Below are 16,894 nucleotides of genomic sequence, written 5' to 3' on the forward strand. Positions count from 1 at the left end.
TTCACATGTTGACGAGAAAAAGCCGCGGCGTACCGCGGCTTTTTCTTTGCATGACAAACCATGGGGCAGGCGACGTCGCTGGCGGTCGGCGTTAGGCTTGGTGCTTTCGATGAGCAGGCTGGCCTCATGACGCCCCATACCCCTTTGCGACGCGACCACGTGCGTCAAATGGCTGTTTACAACCGCTGGATGAACGACAAGGTCTACGCCGCGGCCGCAAGCCTTTCGTCCGAAGAAGTCATGGCCGATCGCGGCGCGTTCTTTGGCTCGATCCACGGGACGCTCAGCCACATCGCCGTGGCCGACATGATCTGGTTGCAGCGCTTCGCGCGTCATCCCGCCGGTTATGCGGCGCTTGACCCCGTGCGAGGGCTGCCGATTCCGCGTGACCTCGCCGCCAGGCCGTTTGGCGATCTTGCCGCGCTCACGGAACATCGGCGCTTTCTCGATGGCGTGATTGAAGCGTGGGCGGACACGGTGACAGAAGCGGATCTGGACCACGCGCTGGATTACGTGAATACCCGAGGGGACAGCTTCCGAAAGCCGTTCTTTTTCCTCGTCATGCATTTCTTCAACCACCAGACCCATCATCGCGGGCAGGTGACGACGCTGCTGACGCAGGCCGGCGTGGACGTGGGGCCGACGGATCTGTCGATGCTTATCGCCGAGGTCTGATCCACCAGCGATGCGCACAAGTGCGCTCCTGCAAATGACAGCCGCTTACGCCGCGAGGAGCGTGGCGAGATGTTCCGGATCACGCGCCAGCGCATGCGCTCCGGCCTTTTCAAGTTCGGCGCGGGAACCAAAACCCCACAACACGCCGATGCCCTGCACACGATTGGCTACCGCGCCGTCGATGTCGAAGTGGCGGTCGCCGATCATCACCGTCTGTTGCGGTTCCGCACCGAAGTCCTCCAGCGCGGCGGCGATCATGGTCGCCTTCTCGCTGTGCGCGCTGGAAGGGTCCGGACCGTACAATCGGCTGAATGCGCTGCCAAACGGCAGGTGTTCAATGATCGGACGAGCATGCCGCTCCGGCTTGCTCGTCACCACGGCCAACGTGTGGCCAGCGGCCTGGAGGCGCTCGATCATCGGCGCAATGCCCGGATACACCGTGTGCTCGCGCCAGCCGATGGCGTGGAAGCGTTCATGGTAGTAATCCACGGCTTGCTCAATGCGATCGTGGTCATGGTCCAGCAGCGGCGCGAAGCTGTGACGCAGCGGCGGGCCGATCCAATGCCGCAAATGAGCAGGGTGCGCCACACCCAGCTGCGTCAGCGCATAGCGGACGCAGCCCAGGATGCCGATCTCCGAATCGATCAGCGTGCCATCAAGATCGAACAGACAGAGCATTACTTGCCTGCGCGAGCCTTCAGTGCCGCCACGGCCGGCAGTTCCTTGCCTTCGAGGAATTCGAGGAAGGCGCCGCCGCCGGTGGAGATGTACGACACATCCTTCTCGATGCCGTACTTGTCGACCGCCGCGAGCGTGTCGCCGCCGCCGGCAATGGAGAACGCCGGCGATGCAGCCACCGCGCGGGCCAGCGTCTCGGTACCGTGACCGAAGGCGTCGAACTCAAACACGCCGACCGGGCCGTTCCATACGACGGTGCCGGCCTTGGCGATCATCTCGGCGTAACGGCGAGCGGTTTCGGGGCCGATGTCCAGGATCATTTCGCCGTCCTTGACCTCATCCACCGCCTTCACCGTGGCCGGTGCGTGGGCGGAGAACTCCGGCGCCACCACCACGTCCACCGGCACGGGCACATCCGCATTGCGGCGCTTGGCTTCGGCGATGACCTTCTTGGCAGCCGGAATGAGATCCGGCTCGTACAGCGAGTTGCCGACGGAGTAGCCCATGGCGGCGATGAACGTGTTGGCGATGCCGCCACCGACGATCAGCTGATCCACCTTGCCAATCAGGTTCTCCAGCAGCGTGAGCTTGGTGGACACCTTGGAGCCGGCCACGATGGCCAGCAACGGACGGGCAGGGTGTTCCAGTGCCTTGCCCAGTGCGTCCAGCTCGGCCGACAGCAGCGGACCGGCAGCGGCGATGGGAGCAAACTTGATCACGCCGTGCGTTGAGGCCTGGGCGCGATGTGCGGTGCCAAAAGCGTCCATGACAAAGATGTCGCACAGCGCGGCATACTTCTTCGACAGGGCTTCGTCGTCCTTGCCCTCACCGACGTTCATGCGGCAATTCTCAAGCACCACCACTTCGCCGTCGGCGACGTTGACGCCGTCGAGGTAGTCAGCCACCAGGCGCACCGGCTGGCCGAGCTTGTCGCTCAGCCATTTGGCGACCGGGGCAAGCGAGGACTCGGCGTCGAACTGGCCTTCCTTCGGGCGGCCCAGATGCGACAGCACCATCACCTTGGCACCGGCATCACGGGCGGCCTTGATGGTCGGCAGGGCAGCGTCCAGGCGCTGGGTGGAGGAGATGTGGCCGTTCTCGATCGGCACGTTCAGGTCTTCGCGGATCAACACGCGCTTACCGCGCAGATCAAGATCGCTCATGCGGGTGACGGACACGGCGGAACTCCCTTACTTGGATTCATGGATGCGGACGCCCGTGGGCGCGAATCGCGTATTGTCCCGCCCGGTCTCCGGTGATGCAAACCGCATGGCAGGTATCCTAGGCGGCGGTTATATCCCCAAGAGGACAAAGCGATGGGCCAGGACCTGGTGTTGTATGGCTATTGGCGCTCCAGCGCGGCCTATCGGGTGCGTATCGCCCTGAACCTGAAGGGGTTGGCTTTCGAGTCGCGGCCCATCCATCTGGTCAACAACGGCGGTGAGCAGCATGGCCCGGACTATCGGGCGCTCAATCCGCAGGAGCTGGTGCCGTGCCTGGTAGACCAGGGGCAGGTGTTCACCCAGTCCATGGCGATCATCGAATACCTCGACGAAACCCGGCCCCAGCCGCCGTTGCTCCCGGCTGATGCGGCCGGACGTGCCCGCGTAAGGGCCTTGGCGCAGGTCGTGGGTTGCGATGTCCACCCGCTGGGCAATCTTCGCGTACTGCAGCACCTGGTCACCCAGTTCGGGGCGGACGACAGCGCCAAGGGTGTGTGGTCACGGCACTGGATCGGCGAAGGTTTCCGGGCGCTGGAGACCATGCTGGCTGGGGATGTGGCCACGGGGCGTTTCAGCCACGGCGATACGCCGACGCTCGCCGACGCCTGCCTGGTGCCGCAGGTCTACAACGCCGTGCGCTGGAAGCTGCCGATGGATGACTATCCGACGATCCGGCGCATCTACGACGCTTGCCAGGCGATGGAGGCCTTCCAACAAGCGGCCCCTGAAGCGCAGTCCGACGCACCTGCGCCGGGTTGATGGCGGCATGACGCGCGGGGCGGCACGCGCCCCGCGGCCTGAAGGGTCAGAAACCGAGCCCGTAGGGGTCGTTGCCGACCAGTTCGGTGCTTTCCGAATTGCCGCTGTCGGACAGGCGAATCTTGAGCGCCAGGCCGTCACGCGAGTCGGCCTTGTTCAGGGCCTCGTCGAGTTCGATGCGGCCTTCCTTGTAGAGGCGGTACAGCGACTGGTCGAACGTCTGCATGCCTTCCTGCAGGCTGCGGTCCATCGCTTCCTTGACGTCGTGCACCTGGCCGCGGCGGATCATGTCGCGGATCAGCGGCGTGTTGAGCAGCACTTCGGTAGCGGGCAGGCGGCGACCGTCTTTGCCCACCACCAGACGTTGGCTGATCACGGCGCGCAGGTTGAGCGCCAGATTCATCAGCACGTTCTTGTGGGCCGATTCCGGGAAGAAGTTGAGGATGCGTTCCAGCGTCTGGTCGGCGTTGTTCGAGTGCAGCGTGGCCAGACACAGGTGACCGGTTTCCGAGAAGGCGATGGCTGCCTCCATGGTGTCGGTGTCGCGGATCTCACCGATCATGATCACGTCCGGCGCTTCACGCATCGCGTTACGCAGGGCTTCGTGGTAGCTGTGCGTATCCAGGCCGACTTCGCGCTGGTTGACGATCGACTTCTTGTGGCGGTGCAGATACTCGATCGGATCCTCAATGGTGAGGATGTGGCCCGACGAATTCTGGTTGCGGTGGTCGAGCATGGCGGCCAGCGTGGTCGACTTGCCCGAGCCGGTGGCACCCACCACCAGGATCAGTCCGCGCGGCTCCATGATCAGCTCGCGGAAGATGCTCGGCAGCTGCAGCTGGTCGATGCTGGGAATTTCGCTCTTGATGGCACGGATAACCATGCCCACTTCGCCGCGCTGCTTGAACACGTTGATGCGGAAACGGCCGGCTTCTTTCACCGCCAGCGCCATGTTCAGTTCCAGGTCGCGCTCGAACTGCGGTACCTGGCCCTCGTCCATCAACGAGTAGGCGATTTTCTTGACCATGCCGCTGGGCAGGCCGGTATTGCCCAGCGGGTAAAGCTTGCCCTCGACCTTAATGTTCACAGGGGCACCCGTCGTCAGGAACATATCCGACGCGCCCTTGTCAACCATAAGCTTGAGGAAATAACCAATGTCCACTCGAATCCCCTAATCCCGCGTGCATTGCTAAAGTCGATTATGCCCGCCCACAATACGCTGTGACACTCCGAGAGGACTGAGTGATGGTGCACATCTTTTCCCCGCCGTCGGGGCGCCCCAAGGGCGTTCGTACGGCGGTTTCGACGTTGACGCTGGCTATGACCCTGGCACTGGCCGGTTGCGCGACCACGCCGCCGCCGGACGGGGCCATGAATCTGGCCCAGGTGCAGCTGCAGGCTGCCCGCGACGCCGACGCGGCCGATTACGCCCCGGTGGACCTGGGCTTTGCCCAGAACAAGTTCCAGCAGGCGCAGGGTGCTATGGCCAAGCGCGACTACGACCAGGCGGCCCTGCTGGCTGACGAAGCGCGTGCGGACGCCGAGCTGGCGCGTGCCAAGGCCCGCCTGGCCGCTGCGCGTGCGCAGATCCAGAAAAAAACGTCTGCCAACGAGCAGCTGCGCGAGCAGATCGAGCAAACGCTGTCGGACCAGCAACAGCAGAGCCAGAGCCAGGCCGCGGGCCTGCCGGCCCAGCAGCAGACCATGGACATGCCGGCACCGCCGAGTTCGGCGCTAGGCGAGCCCATTCCCCAGGGGCAGGGCTTCGAGACCATTCCGCAGAGCCCGAATCCCGCTCAGCCGGTGCCCCAGTCGAACACTGACCAGGGAGGTCACCTATGAAATCCTTGACCCTCCGACTCTCCGCGCTGCTCTTGGCGTTCGCGGCCGCAGGCATGGCCCATGCGTCGAAGGACGACATGGACGTCTCCCGCCTGACCGGCAGCCTGGATCAGCTTGCCAGTGATCCGGCGCTGGGCGGCTACGCCCAGGCCGAACAGGCCCGCGCGCGCGACGCCATCAATCAGCTTGCCCAGGCGCGTTCGCGTGATCGCGCGCATGCGCTCTACATCGCCGAGCGCCGCGTGGATCTGGCCCGCGCCACCGCCCAGCTGCAGGACGCCCAGCTGCAAATGGGCAAGCTGGATCGCGAACACGACCAGATCCAGCTCGATGGCAGCCGTCGCGAGACCGAGATGGCTCGTCGCGAGCTCGAACGCCAGCGTCTGCAGTACCAGGCGGCGCAGGAAGAGGCTGCGCGCCAGGCGGCTGCCGGTGCCGAGGCGACCGCCCAGGCCCAGGCTGAAGCCGCGCAGGCCAAGAAACTGGCGGCTGCACAGGCCAAGGTGGCCAATGCTGCCAAGAAGCAGGCCGACCTGGCTGCTCAGGCCGCACGCGCCATGCGCTCGCAGATGCAGGGCGATAGCAGGTCATCCGACAGTTCGTCCAAGGACTCGGGCAAGTAAATTCGCCCGGTTTCCAGAGCGGAACTTGCGAAGGCCGGCCGGGTAGCACCGCCGGCCTTCGTGTTCCCGGTCGAAGCGTGAGAAGGGACAGCTTGTCGCGTCTCTTTTGCCCCGCCCCCTAAGTCTCTCGTTGTTGTTGCGTAAAAGACTGTTCTGGCAGCCTTTTTTAACAATTCTTCTGCGGGTCCCTAGTCCGTTTGTGACGCTTGCATGACCCGAGGACCGGGAGTAGGGTCAAGTTCCCAGGGGGCACCTTCGCGCCCTGGGTCACTGACCTGAATCATGCACTCATCCCTCCCCTCCATCGTTCTCCATGGACCGGTTGACCGGCATGGATCGCGGGTGTGTGCGTGTGATTCATCGTCTGCGGGCGCCACTCCCAGGCACCCGCTGTTCTCTCCAGAGGAGGTTGAATCATGTTTGAAAACCAGCAGCGTGATGATGTCGAAGCTTTGATGAAGGCCGATGCGGAATTCCGCCGGCTTTACCAACATCACCAGGAGCTCGACAGTAAGGTGCACGATGCCGAAATCGGCGTGCTTCCCATCGATGACATGACGTTATCGGGCATGAAGAAGGAGAAGCTCCACGCGAAGGAGCGACTCCAGCGCATGTGGGACACCCGAGCGCACCGCATCAACTGAATCTGCGAGGTTTCGCATGAACGCGGCCCCGGCGCCCTCCCGAAAGGGAACGGCTTCCGGGGCCGCAGTGCATTTGGGGAAGCCGCAGTACATTTGGAGAAGGGAAGGGGACAGGGTGGCTCGGTTATTATCAGCGCCTCATTCGGTCGCTTGAGGGCGGCTGAGATTTACAGCCAGGAGTCCCCATGACGGTCAACCAAAGTGTCCTTGAACTGATCGGACGTACCCCGATGGTACGCGCGCAGCGCCTGGACGTCGGACCGTGTGAACTGTTCCTCAAGCTGGAAAGCGCCAACCCCGGCGGTTCGGTCAAAGACCGCATTGGCCTGTCGATGATCGAAGGCGCGGAGAAGGCCGGAAAGATTCGCCCGGGCGATACGCTGGTGGAAGGCACTGCCGGCAACACCGGTCTGGGCCTGGCTCTGGTGGCACAGCAGAAGGGCTATCGCCTGATTCTGGTGGTGCCCGACAAGATGAGCCGCGAGAAGATCTTCAATCTCAAGGCGATGGGCGCCGAGGTCGTGCTCACCCGGTCGGACGTGGCCAAGGGCCATCCTGAGTACTACCAGGACATGGCCGAGCGTATCGCCCGCGAAACGCCAGGCGCCTACTTCATCAACCAGTTCGGCAACCCGGACAACCCGGCGGCGCATATCGCCACCACGGGCCCGGAGATCCTCGAGCAACTGGACGGCAAGGTCGACGCCATCGTGGTCGGCTGCGGCTCGTCGGGCACGCTGAGCGGCCTGTCGAAGTTCTTTGCGCAGCACTCGCCGAACACCGACTTCGTGCTGGCCGATCCGGTCGGATCCATCCTGGCCCAGTACATCAACGAGGGCACGCTTTCGACGAAGTCCGGTAGCTGGATGGTCGAAGGCATCGGTGAGGATTTCTTGCCCAGCATCAGCGATTTCACGCGCGTGAAGAAGGCCTATGCGATCCCCGACAAGGAAAGCTTCCTGACCGCGCGCGAATTGCTGGCGAAGGAAGGCATTCTCGGCGGATCGTCCACCGGCACACTTCTGGCAGCCGCGTTGCGCTATTGCCGCGAGCAGACCACGCCCAAGCGCGTCGTGACGCTGGTGTGCGATACCGGTAACAAGTACCTGTCGAAGATGTACAACGACTACTGGATGCTCGATAACGGGTTTATCGCCCGTGAGCAGCACGGCGATCTGCGCGATCTGCTGCTGCGCCCGTTCGCCCAGCGCGACACCGTGGTGGTGGGGCCGGGCGAGCTGCTGATGACGGCGTACACGCGCATGAAGCTTTATGACGTGTCGCAGCTGCCGGTGATGGATGGCAGCCGCCTGGTGGGCATCCTGGACGAGTCCGACGTGCTGATGCACGTGCACGCGGACGAAACCAGGTTCCGCGATCCGGTGTCTACGGCCATGATTACCAACCTGCAGATGCTGGACGTGCGATCGCCGATCGAGTCGCTGCTGCCCGTGTTCGAGCGCGGCCACGTGGCCATTGTGGTCGATGGCGAGCAGTTCCTGGGCCTGATTACCCGGATTGATCTGCTGAACTATCTACGCCGCAAGGTGCATTGAACCAAGCCTGGACGCGCGGTCAGGATGAAGCATCCGGCCGCCCGTCCATTGCCATGAAAGTTTGTTGAAATCGGGTACCCGCAAAGTCGCGGTTTGCGATGCGATGGATCGCACCCGTTTTCCAGGAGTAATAGCTCATGTGTGGAATTGTTGCCGCCGTTGCCCAACGTGATGTGGCGCCGCTGCTGATAGCCGGCCTGAAGGCGCTTGAATATCGCGGATACGATTCAGCGGGCATTGCCGTGCTTGACCATGGTGATGTTCATCGCGTTCGTGCCAAGGGCAAGGTTCGTGAGATGGAGTCGCTGTATCTCGCCAACCCGTTCCCCGGTGGTACCGGCATCGCGCATACGCGTTGGGCTACACACGGCGTGCCCAATGAAGCCAATGCGCATCCTCATACCGCTGGCAACGTGGCGCTGGTGCACAACGGCATCATCGAGAACTACGCAAGCCTGAGGGCGGAACTGCAAGCAGGTGGCCACGTGTTTACGTCGGAAACCGACACCGAGGTCATGGCCGCGCTGATCAGCGAGCGCGTGGAATCGGGCATGAGCTTGCGTGAAGCAGTGACGGCGACCGTGCGCGGGCTGGAAGGCGCCTATGCCATCGCTGTGGTCAGCAGCAAGGAGCCCGGCCATGTGGTGGGTGCACGCCACGGCGCACCGCTATTGGTGGGCGTGGGCATTGGTGAGCACTTCCTGGGCTCGGATGCGCAGGCGCTTATTCAGGTCACCAACAAGATCATCTATCTCGAAGAGCATGACGTCGTCGAGATCACGCGCGACCACGTGCAGATCTACGGCCGCGACGGCAAGCCGGTCGAACGCGCCGTGCACGAAAGTGAACTCTCTACCGATGCCGTGGAACGTGGCGAATACCGCCACTACATGCAGAAAGAAATCTTCGAACAGCCGCGCGCGGTGGCCGATACGCTGGAGGCGCGCATTGGCCCCAATGGCGTGTTGCCGAATATCTTTGGCGTCGGCGGCGATGAACTGCTGGCCAAGGTGAAGGGTCTGCACATCATTGCTTGCGGTACCAGCTATCACGCCGGCCTTGTCGCCAAGTACTGGATTGAGGAGTACGCACGCCTGCCGGTCAACGTGGAGGTGGCCAGCGAATATCGCTATCGCGAAGCCGTGGTGCCCGAGGGCACGCTGTTCGTGGCGATCTCCCAGTCAGGCGAAACGGCGGACACCTTGGCAGCAATGCGCGAGTCGCGTCGCCGTGGCTATCTCGGCACGCTGGCGATCTGCAACGTACCTGAGTCCTCGGTGGTTCGCGAAGCCGATCTCAAGCTGATGACGCGCGCAGGTCCGGAAATCGGAGTCGCTTCCACCAAGGCGTTCACCACGCAGCTGGCGGCCCTCGGTTTGCTGACCTTGCAACTGGCTCATCAGCGAGGCCTGGATGGCGAACGCCACGCCGACCTTGCCTCTCAGCTGCAACGCATGCCTTCGATGATCGAAAAGGCACTCGAACTCGAGCCGCAAATCATCGAGCTGGCAGAGCACCTGATTCATCGCCAGCATGCGCTCTTCCTCGGGCGCGGCGTGCAGTATCCGGTGGCGATGGAAGGTGCACTCAAGCTCAAGGAAATCTCCTACATCCACGCCGAGGCCTATGCTGCCGGCGAGCTCAAACACGGCCCGTTGGCGCTCGTGGACGAAGATATGCCCGTCATCGCCGTCGCACCGAACGGCCCACTGCTGGACAAGCTCAAGTCGAACCTGCAGGAAGTGCGTGCGCGCGGCGGCGAACTGCTGGTATTTGCCGACGGCGAGGCCAGCATGGACGGCAATGCATCCCGCGGTGCCATCTTGCGCATGGATGGTGGCGGGGAATTCATCGCGCCGGCCGTATTCACTGTGCCCATGCAGTTGCTTGCGTATCACGTGGCGGTACTGCGTGGCACCGATGTGGACCAGCCGCGCAATCTGGCCAAGTCGGTGACGGTGGAGTAACCGTCACCATTGCACTGCTGGGTTGGTGCAATCTACAAGTGTTCCCAACAGGGACGCCCGAATGTGGCGTCCCTGGCGGTTATCTTAGGTCTCGCCAAGAGCCGTGAGCACGTTCGCGCTAAGCACGGTGATGGGCAAGATACGGCCGTTGGTGTGGTCCTGATCAATGAACCACGCAATGTGTTCCTGTACCAGTGAGGCCGCAAGACAGTATCTGCCTGGTACGTCTGGTAGCCGCACGTGCATGCAGGTCAGTGCGTAGGCGCCCGGTGCGAGGTCGCCAGGCAGATCCGTGCGTGCGCCGTCCGCCACCACGACTCTCCCCGTTTCTGTGAGCCAGCGATAGGAAAGTTTGACCGGATAGCGGCCCCGGGAGTGCCAGGTTTCCGTACTTTGGTTGGTGAGCTTGACCTGCAGTAGCAGGTCTGTGCCTAGCGGCGCCAAGTCAACGGAGGACATCACGTCCAGAGACGAGCGAAATGTCGTCAGCGCCTTGCCGGTCGCGCTAAAAGCACGTGCAGAAATGGTTTCCTCGTTGGGGAGCTTGCGGCACCAGGCAGCACCTTCTGACGTGCTTTCAATGCCGAGATCTATATCGAGCAGAACCTTCCCCTCGAAATGTTGGGTGGCATAAGCCAGTGCGTTGAAGCTTGCGGCGGCATGCCGCCAATGGAAGCAGCCGTCGTAGTGGGAGGATGTGGGTGTGAGCGCGGCATCGACAGAATAAGCGCCGGGGCCCAGGCGATTTAGCGTGCTGAATCGAATGGTGTAGCTGCCCGGGGCCAAGGAATAGATGTCGCCAAGCAGTAGCGAGTTGGTGCCGAAGGCAAGTGATCCGTGCTCATCCTTGATGGCGATACCGGCGCTGACCTGATCGAGTGCCTCTCGCGCGGTGACATGAAACAGTACATCCATCATTTCGCCAGTCATGACCTGGCCTGGCCCGGAGACCCTGCCGATGATCTCGACTGCATTGATCTGGCAGCGAAGGTCCCCGAAGTCTTGTTTGACTGGCTCTGGGCAGTGCTCGGTTTCGTTGCTGTCCTCGTTGGCGGCGCTTGATAGATCGGGATGGCCCTCTGCTGCCAGGCCAGCCGACGAAATGAATCCACGGCGATCACGCTTGAAGCGGGAATGCGCATAGGAATAAAGGGCGATCTCCGGCTCAAGCAGATTCTCGATGGCGCGGCGCTGGCCGGTCGTCAGGTCGCTTGGCTGCAAACGACGGGAGGTGACATTGAGCTGCTCGGCCCACGCTAGCGGCCACCGGAACTTGGCGCAGAGCATGCTGCAGAAATCTTCCATCTCCTCTTGAACGCCAACGAGCGCGAACTGATCGATGGCTATTTTCGATGCTGAGAATTTCTCATCCGTGCTCAGGCGTGTTTGTGCCGTTGTGCCGAGCGGATAGAGCATCTCCATTTGTGTCATGGGAGCGTTTGCCGGCACCTGCGAGAGGTGCTCGATATAGGTCTCCAGATCTCCGGCACGTTGGCATGCGTCGACAAGCAAGTTGTCTACATCAAATTTGTTGTAGAAGTACTCCGAGAGAAAGCGGTCAACGGGATCTCTCAACACCGTGACGGCCAATCGCTCAGGGGGAATGATGTCGGCTTGCCGCGCAATGAAATGGCCGCTGATGACCGCAGTATCGCGCCATTGCAGTAATGCCTCTTCCAGCATCATGCCTTGCAAGGGCGGGCTCACCGATTCCTCACCCAATTGATCGACAAAGAAGCGGCGGAGCGCCGTTCCCCCGGTCTTAGGCAGGTGCAGATGCAGAAGCTTTATCTTTTTGTCGGCCATTTATTTAGTGCAAGTTATTGTAAATGCTTGTTTTTGTCGTTTTGGTTGGTACCGGGGCAGCCGCGGCAAAGCTAGCCGCTGCTCACCTCGCGATACGAACGCCTGACATGCATCAATGGTTGACGTAAGGATGGCGTAAGCATCAAATTTTTGCGAGAGCTTTCGCATATTTCTATGAGCGGTCTGTACAAGGGGCAAAAAAAAGCCGTGCGGCGCGTGCACGGCTTTTTTTGGTCACGCTACGTAAGGGTCAGGATCGACCGTAGACATCCTCGATGCGAACGATGTCATCCTCACCAAGGTAGCTGCCTGATTGAACCTCAATCAGTTCAAGCGGCACCTTTCCGGGGTTCCGGAGGCGATGCACGCTGCCGAGCGGAATATAGGTGCTCTGGTTTTCGCCAAGGAGGAATACCCGTTCGTCACACGTGACTTCAGCAGTGCCTGAAACGACGATCCAGTGCTCAGCGCGATGGTGATGTTTTTGCAGGCTGAGTGCCGCCCCTGGCTTTACGACAATACGTTTAACCTGGAAGCGCTCCCCGGATTCGATGGAGTCGTAGCTACCCCACGGACGGCGAACAATGCGATGGAACGAGTGCTCGCTTCGGCCCGCTGCCTTCAACTCGTCCACGACGCGCTTGACGTCCTGCGCGGCATCGCGATGCGCGACGAGCGTGGCATCAGGCGTGGTGACGACAATCAGGTTGTCCACACCGACCGTCGCCAGCAAGTGGCGCTCATGTGAGCGAAGCAGAGAGTTGCTCGTATTTACCGTGATGGTATCGCCTTCACGCAGATTACCTTGCGCGTCACGCGCCCCGGCGAGCCACAGTGCTGACCATGAACCAATGTCGCTCCAATCGCAGGAGACAGGAATGACGGCGGCCCGAAGCGTTTTCTCCATGACTGCATAGTCGATGGAGTTGTCGGGAACCCTGGCGAACGCTTCGGCGTCGATACGAACGAAATCGAGGTCCGCCTTTGCCGATTCATAGGCGATTCGCACGGCCTCGAGCATGTCCGGGGCGTATTGCTCGAGTTCCTCAAGGTAACGAGAGGCTTTGAACATAAACATGCCCGAGTTCCAGTCGTAACCGCCATCGGCAAGGTAAGCCTCGGCTGTAGCGAGTGCTGGCTTCTCGACGAACTGTGCGACTTGGTATGCACCATCGTCGATCACCTCGGCTCGACGGATGTAGCCAAAGCCGGTTTCAGGACGATCGGGGCGAATACCGAAAGTAACCAGCCAGCCAGCGTTTGCAGCGGGGAGCGCGAGATGAACCCCTTCCGAAAAGCTATCAGCATCACCGATCAGGTGGTCGGCCGGCAGCACCAGGAGGATCGCATCGGGGTCGCGTTTGACTGCTTGCAGCGCGCCCAACGCGATGGCAGGTGCCGTATTGCGCGCCACTGGCTCAAGTACGATGGTGGCGTTCTTGACGCCGGTCTCAAGTAGCTGCTCGGCTGCCAGAAAGCGATGGTCCTCACTCGCCACCACGATGGGGGCGGCCACGTCCGGCAGCAATCGTGTGCGCTCCACTGTCTGCTGGAACAAGGTGCCTTGCCCAGTCAGAGACAGGAACTGCTTGGGAAGATTCTTGCGTGACACGGGCCACAGGCGAGTGCCGCTACCGCCGCTGAGGATGAGTGGAATCAGCATGTTAGTCACGATCCGTTGAGTGCCAGTTGGTGCAGAGCCATGAATAGGCCCTGCTGCCAGGTGGGAAGTGTAAAGGCGAAACGCTGTTCAAAATCCGAATTATCTAGCACGGAATAAGCGGGGCGCCTGGCCCGAGTGGGGAAATCGGCCGTCGCAATGGCCTGAACTACGGGGCGGCGTTCCATAAGGCCGACGTCAAGCGCGGTATCGAAGATCGCCGAGGCAAAACCATGCCACGAGGTCTCGCCATTGGCGACCAGATGGTGCGTGCCTTCCGATTCCCGGCGCTCATCGTCGCGTGCGGCATGCCATTGTTGTAGTGCAGCAAGACTTCCGGTGACGAGAAGGCTGGTCGGTGTGGGGCTGCCAACCTGGTCAGCAACCACGCCCAACTGGTCTCGCTCGGCGCCGAGGCGAAGCATGGTGCGGAGAAAGTTATGGCCATGTGCTGAGTAAACCCAGGACGTGCGAAATATGAAGTGTCGCGCGCCGCTGGCTCGCAAAGCTTTCTCCCCGGCGAGCTTGCTTCGCCCATAGGCTCCCAGGGGGGCTGTGGGCGCATTGATCGCATAGGGGCTGGTGCTCGACCCGTCAAAGACATAGTCAGTCGAGTAGTGCACAACCAGCGCATGATGCCGTTGCGCCCAGTCACCGAGCACACCCACAGCTTCACCATTAATGAGGGTGGCGAGCCCTTCCTCGTCCTCCGCCCGATCTACGGCGGTATAAGCCGCTGCGTTGACGATCACTGTTGGCTGCAGCTTGTCCAATGCCTTTGTCAGGGTGCCCGGCACCGCCAGGTCGACTGCTTCGATGGCACTACCGTCGAAGCATTGGCCATCACGACTGGCAACGGTCAGGCTGCCCATGGCAGCCAATCCGCCGTGTTCGATGAAGCTGCGGCCAAGCTGCCCGTTCGCGCCGAGCAACAGAATGTTCATGCCACATACTCGGGAAGATGCTGGGGCGCGATATCGGTCAACAGTGGCGCCTTGCTGTCCTTGTCCGACAACAGGGGCTCGGCGATGGGCCAATCAATGCCGATAGCGGCGTCGTTCCAGCAAATGGCGCGGTCGGCTGAGGGCTCGTAGAGCGCCGTGCATTGATAGGTAAACACGGCCATCTCGGACAGCACGCAGAATCCGTGCGCATAGCCCTCGGGAATCCAGAAATGCTTGTGGTTTTCACCCGTGAGCATCACTGCAGTCCACTGACCAAACGTGGGTGATCCCCGGCGTATGTCTACTGCGACGTCATACACCTCGCCCTGCAAGACGCTGACCAGTTTGCCCTGCGGGTTGGGCCATTGGTAATGCAATCCGCGCAACACGCCTCGCGCGGAACTCGAAACGTTGGTTTGCACGAAACGGGCATCGATGCCCAATTCGTGATATTTCGCCTGGTGGTAACTCTCGTAAAAGTAACCGCGAGGATCACCAAAGACCCTGGGTTCGATGACCTGTACGCCAGGCAGGGATGTCAGACTTGCTTTCATGGTGCCCAGTCCTGCGTCGCCAAATCATTCAGGTATTGCCCGTAGCTGTTTTTGATCAGCGGTGCCGCCAGACGTTGCAGCTGTTCGCGGTCGATCCATCCATTGATGAATGCCACTTCCTCAGGGCAACACACCTTCAGACCCTGCCGCTTCTCGATGGTCTCCACGTAGTTGCCCGCTTCCATCAGCGACTCATACGTGCCGGTGTCCAGCCATGCATACCCGCGACCCAGTTGCTCCAGGTGCAGCTGACCATCCTTGAGGTAGTGACGATTGAGATCCGTGATCTCCAGTTCGCCACGTGCCGATGGCTTTAGTTCTGCGGCGTAATCGCAAACCATGTTGTCGTAGAAATACAGTCCGGTAACGGCGTAATGGGACTTGGGTTTCGCCGGCTTCTCCTCCAGGCCGATGACCCGACCCTGGCCGTCGAACTCTGCGACGCCATAACGCTCTGGGTCCTTTACCCAGTAACCAAACACCGTGGCGCCTTTATCACGTGCCGATGCGCGCTTGATGCGATCGGTGAGGCCGACGCCATAGAAAATGTTGTCGCCCAGCACCAGGCAGCTCGGTGCTCCGGCGATGAACTCGCGACCAATCAGAAAAGCCTGCGCAAGCCCGTCGGGTGAGGGCTGCACGGCGTACTGAATATTGATACCCCATTGCGATCCATCGCCCAGCAGACGCTGAAAAAGCACTTGCTCATGGGGCGTATTGATCACCAGAATTTCGCGGATGCCGGCCAGCATGAGCGTTGCCAATGGGTAGTAAATCATTGGCTTGTCGTAAACCGGCAGCAACTGTTTGCTGACGGCCTGCGTGATCGGGTAGAGCCGTGTGCCGGAGCCACCAGCGAGGATGATGCCCTTTCTGATACTCATGCACCCATCCTCTCCAGGCGATAACTGCCATCCAGTACACGCCGGGTCCAGGCCTGGTTGGCGAGATACCAGTCAACCGTTTCGGTAATGCCGGTTTCGAAAGTCCTGGAGGGGCGCCAACCTAGCTCGCGCTGAAGCTTGCTCGAATCGATCGCATAGCGGCGATCATGGCCCGGGCGGTCTTTCACGAAAGTGATGAGCGACTCGCGGCGGGCGCCATCAGCCAATGGCTCCCGCTGATCCAGCAGAGCGCAGATGCTCTTCACCACGGAAATATTTTCCCGCTCGGCGTTGCCACCGATATTGTACGTTTCACCTACACGCCCGGCCTCAAGCACACGCTGGATAGCCGTGCAGTGATCGCTGACGAACAACCAGTCGCGCACATTCAGGCCGTCCCCATAGACAGGCAGCGGCGCGCCTTGCAGCGCCTTCTGGATAATCAGTGGGATCAGCTTTTCCGGAAACTGATAAGGCCCGTAATTGTTCGAGCAATTCGTCGTCAGTGTCGGCAGGCCATAAGTGTGATGGAACGCACGGACCAGGTGGTCAGACGCTGCCTTGGAGGCCGAATAGGGTGAATTCGGGGCAAAGGGCGTGGTTTCTGTGAACTTGCCCTCCGATCCGAGTGATCCGTAAACCTCGTCGGTCGATACGTGCAGAAAGCGGAAGGCGTCGCGTGACGGCTCGCCGAGCTGTTGCCAGTAGTCGCGGACGCACTCAAGCAGGGCAAGGGTGCCTACAACGTTGGTCTCTATAAACGCAGCGGGCCCATCGATGGAGCGGTCGACATGCGATTCCGCCGCGAAATTCACAACGGCGCAGGGGCGATGCCGCTTCAGCAGCTGCGCCACCAACGAGCGATCGCCAATATCGCCCTGCGTGAAAACATGCTGATCGTTTCCGGTCAGGGAAGACAGGGTGTCTAAATTGCCGGCGTAAGTCAGCTTGTCCAGATTGACGACGCAAAATCCATTGCCAATGGCCTGCAACACGAAGTTCGCGCCGATAAATCCTGCCCCGCCGGTCACGAGTATGGTCTTCGGCTCACTTTGTTGAATATTCATTTAGTCCCTATC

16 protein-coding genes are annotated in these 16,894 nt (G+C 61.2%); 7 read left to right on the forward strand and 9 right to left on the reverse strand.

The window, feature by feature from the left end; genetic code table 11:
* Positions 1-126: 126 nt before the first annotated feature.
* Complete coding sequence (locus tag OQE56_RS05180; RefSeq protein ID WP_267222241.1) at positions 127-675, forward strand: DinB family protein; 549 nt, start codon at positions 127-129, stop codon at positions 673-675.
* A gap of 45 nt (positions 676-720) precedes the next feature.
* Here OQE56_RS05180 and OQE56_RS05185 read toward each other — a convergent pair whose 3' ends face one another.
* Together OQE56_RS05185 and OQE56_RS05190 are read right to left on the reverse strand one after the other, a co-directional pair.
* The gene (locus OQE56_RS05185; RefSeq protein ID WP_267222242.1) at positions 721-1,353 is read right to left on the reverse strand and encodes an HAD hydrolase-like protein; all 633 of its coding nucleotides are present in this window, start codon (positions 1,351-1,353) and stop codon (positions 721-723) included.
* Entirely contained in the window at positions 1,353-2,531 is a 1,179-nt protein-coding gene (locus OQE56_RS05190; RefSeq protein WP_267222243.1) for a phosphoglycerate kinase, read from the reverse strand. The genes OQE56_RS05185 and OQE56_RS05190 overlap by 1 nt, the downstream gene beginning before the upstream one ends.
* Before the next feature lie 138 nt (positions 2,532-2,669).
* Here OQE56_RS05190 and maiA point away from each other — a divergent pair, with 138 nt between their 5' ends.
* Entirely contained in the window at positions 2,670-3,335 is a 666-nt protein-coding gene (maiA, locus tag OQE56_RS05195) for a maleylacetoacetate isomerase (protein WP_267222245.1), read from the forward strand.
* 46 nt (positions 3,336-3,381) lie between these two features.
* On the opposite strand, the gene OQE56_RS05200 is transcribed toward maiA, so the two are convergent.
* Positions 3,382-4,497, reverse strand: a complete 1,116-nt coding sequence (locus tag OQE56_RS05200) for a PilT/PilU family type 4a pilus ATPase (RefSeq protein ID WP_267222247.1) — start codon at positions 4,495-4,497, stop codon at positions 3,382-3,384.
* Positions 4,498-4,580: 83 nt separating this feature from the next.
* Here OQE56_RS05200 and OQE56_RS05205 point away from each other — a divergent pair, with 83 nt between their 5' ends.
* The 5 genes from OQE56_RS05205 (at position 4,581) to glmS (ending at position 9,967) form a co-directional block, all read left to right on the forward strand.
* Positions 4,581-5,177 (forward strand): DUF4398 domain-containing protein, encoded by a 597-nt coding sequence (locus OQE56_RS05205; RefSeq protein WP_267222248.1) that lies wholly within the window; start codon positions 4,581-4,583, stop codon positions 5,175-5,177.
* Positions 5,174-5,800 carry a DUF4398 domain-containing protein gene (locus OQE56_RS05210; RefSeq protein ID WP_267222249.1) on the forward strand — a complete coding sequence of 209 codons (627 nt, stop codon included), beginning with the start codon at positions 5,174-5,176 and terminating at the stop codon, positions 5,798-5,800. The genes OQE56_RS05205 and OQE56_RS05210 overlap by 4 nt, the downstream gene beginning before the upstream one ends.
* A 416-nt stretch (positions 5,801-6,216) precedes the next feature.
* On the forward strand, positions 6,217-6,444 hold the full coding sequence (locus tag OQE56_RS05215; protein WP_074548679.1) for an HP1242/YdcH family protein: 228 nt from the start codon (positions 6,217-6,219) through the stop codon (positions 6,442-6,444).
* A gap of 185 nt (positions 6,445-6,629) precedes the next feature.
* Positions 6,630-8,000: a pyridoxal-phosphate dependent enzyme gene (locus tag OQE56_RS05220; RefSeq protein WP_267222253.1), complete on the forward strand. Its 1,371-nt coding sequence runs from the start codon at positions 6,630-6,632 to the stop codon at positions 7,998-8,000.
* Between the two features lie 137 nt (positions 8,001-8,137).
* Positions 8,138-9,967, forward strand: a complete 1,830-nt coding sequence (gene glmS / locus OQE56_RS05225; protein WP_267222255.1) for a glutamine--fructose-6-phosphate transaminase (isomerizing) — start codon at positions 8,138-8,140, stop codon at positions 9,965-9,967.
* An 84-nt stretch (positions 9,968-10,051) separates the two neighbouring features.
* Here the strand turns inward: glmS and OQE56_RS05230 are convergent, their stop codons facing one another.
* The 6 genes from OQE56_RS05230 to rfbB form a co-directional block, all read right to left on the reverse strand.
* The gene (locus OQE56_RS05230) at positions 10,052-11,773 is read right to left on the reverse strand and encodes a Wzt carbohydrate-binding domain-containing protein (RefSeq protein ID WP_267222257.1); all 1,722 of its coding nucleotides are present in this window, start codon (positions 11,771-11,773) and stop codon (positions 10,052-10,054) included.
* Positions 11,774-12,023: 250 nt separating this feature from the next.
* On the reverse strand, positions 12,024-13,436 hold the full coding sequence (locus tag OQE56_RS05235; protein WP_267222259.1) for a mannose-1-phosphate guanylyltransferase/mannose-6-phosphate isomerase: 1,413 nt from the start codon (positions 13,434-13,436) through the stop codon (positions 12,024-12,026).
* 5 nt (positions 13,437-13,441) lie between these two features.
* Positions 13,442-14,377, reverse strand: coding sequence for a dTDP-4-dehydrorhamnose reductase (gene rfbD / locus OQE56_RS05240; RefSeq protein ID WP_267222261.1), 936 nt, complete (start codon positions 14,375-14,377; stop codon positions 13,442-13,444).
* The gene (rfbC, locus tag OQE56_RS05245; RefSeq protein WP_267222263.1) at positions 14,374-14,931 is read right to left on the reverse strand and encodes a dTDP-4-dehydrorhamnose 3,5-epimerase; all 558 of its coding nucleotides are present in this window, start codon (positions 14,929-14,931) and stop codon (positions 14,374-14,376) included. The genes rfbD and rfbC overlap by 4 nt, the downstream gene beginning before the upstream one ends.
* On the reverse strand, positions 14,928-15,815 hold the full coding sequence (gene rfbA / locus OQE56_RS05250; protein ID WP_267222265.1) for a glucose-1-phosphate thymidylyltransferase RfbA: 888 nt from the start codon (positions 15,813-15,815) through the stop codon (positions 14,928-14,930). Before rfbA ends, rfbC begins: the two co-directional genes overlap by 4 nt.
* Entirely contained in the window at positions 15,812-16,882 is a 1,071-nt protein-coding gene (gene rfbB, locus OQE56_RS05255; protein ID WP_267222267.1) for a dTDP-glucose 4,6-dehydratase, read from the reverse strand. Before rfbB ends, rfbA begins: the two co-directional genes overlap by 4 nt.
* Between the last annotated feature and the right edge of the window lie 12 nt (positions 16,883-16,894).

The organism is Dyella silvae (assembly GCF_026421305.1).
Lineage (GTDB): Bacteria > Pseudomonadota > Gammaproteobacteria > Xanthomonadales > Rhodanobacteraceae > Dyella > Dyella silvae.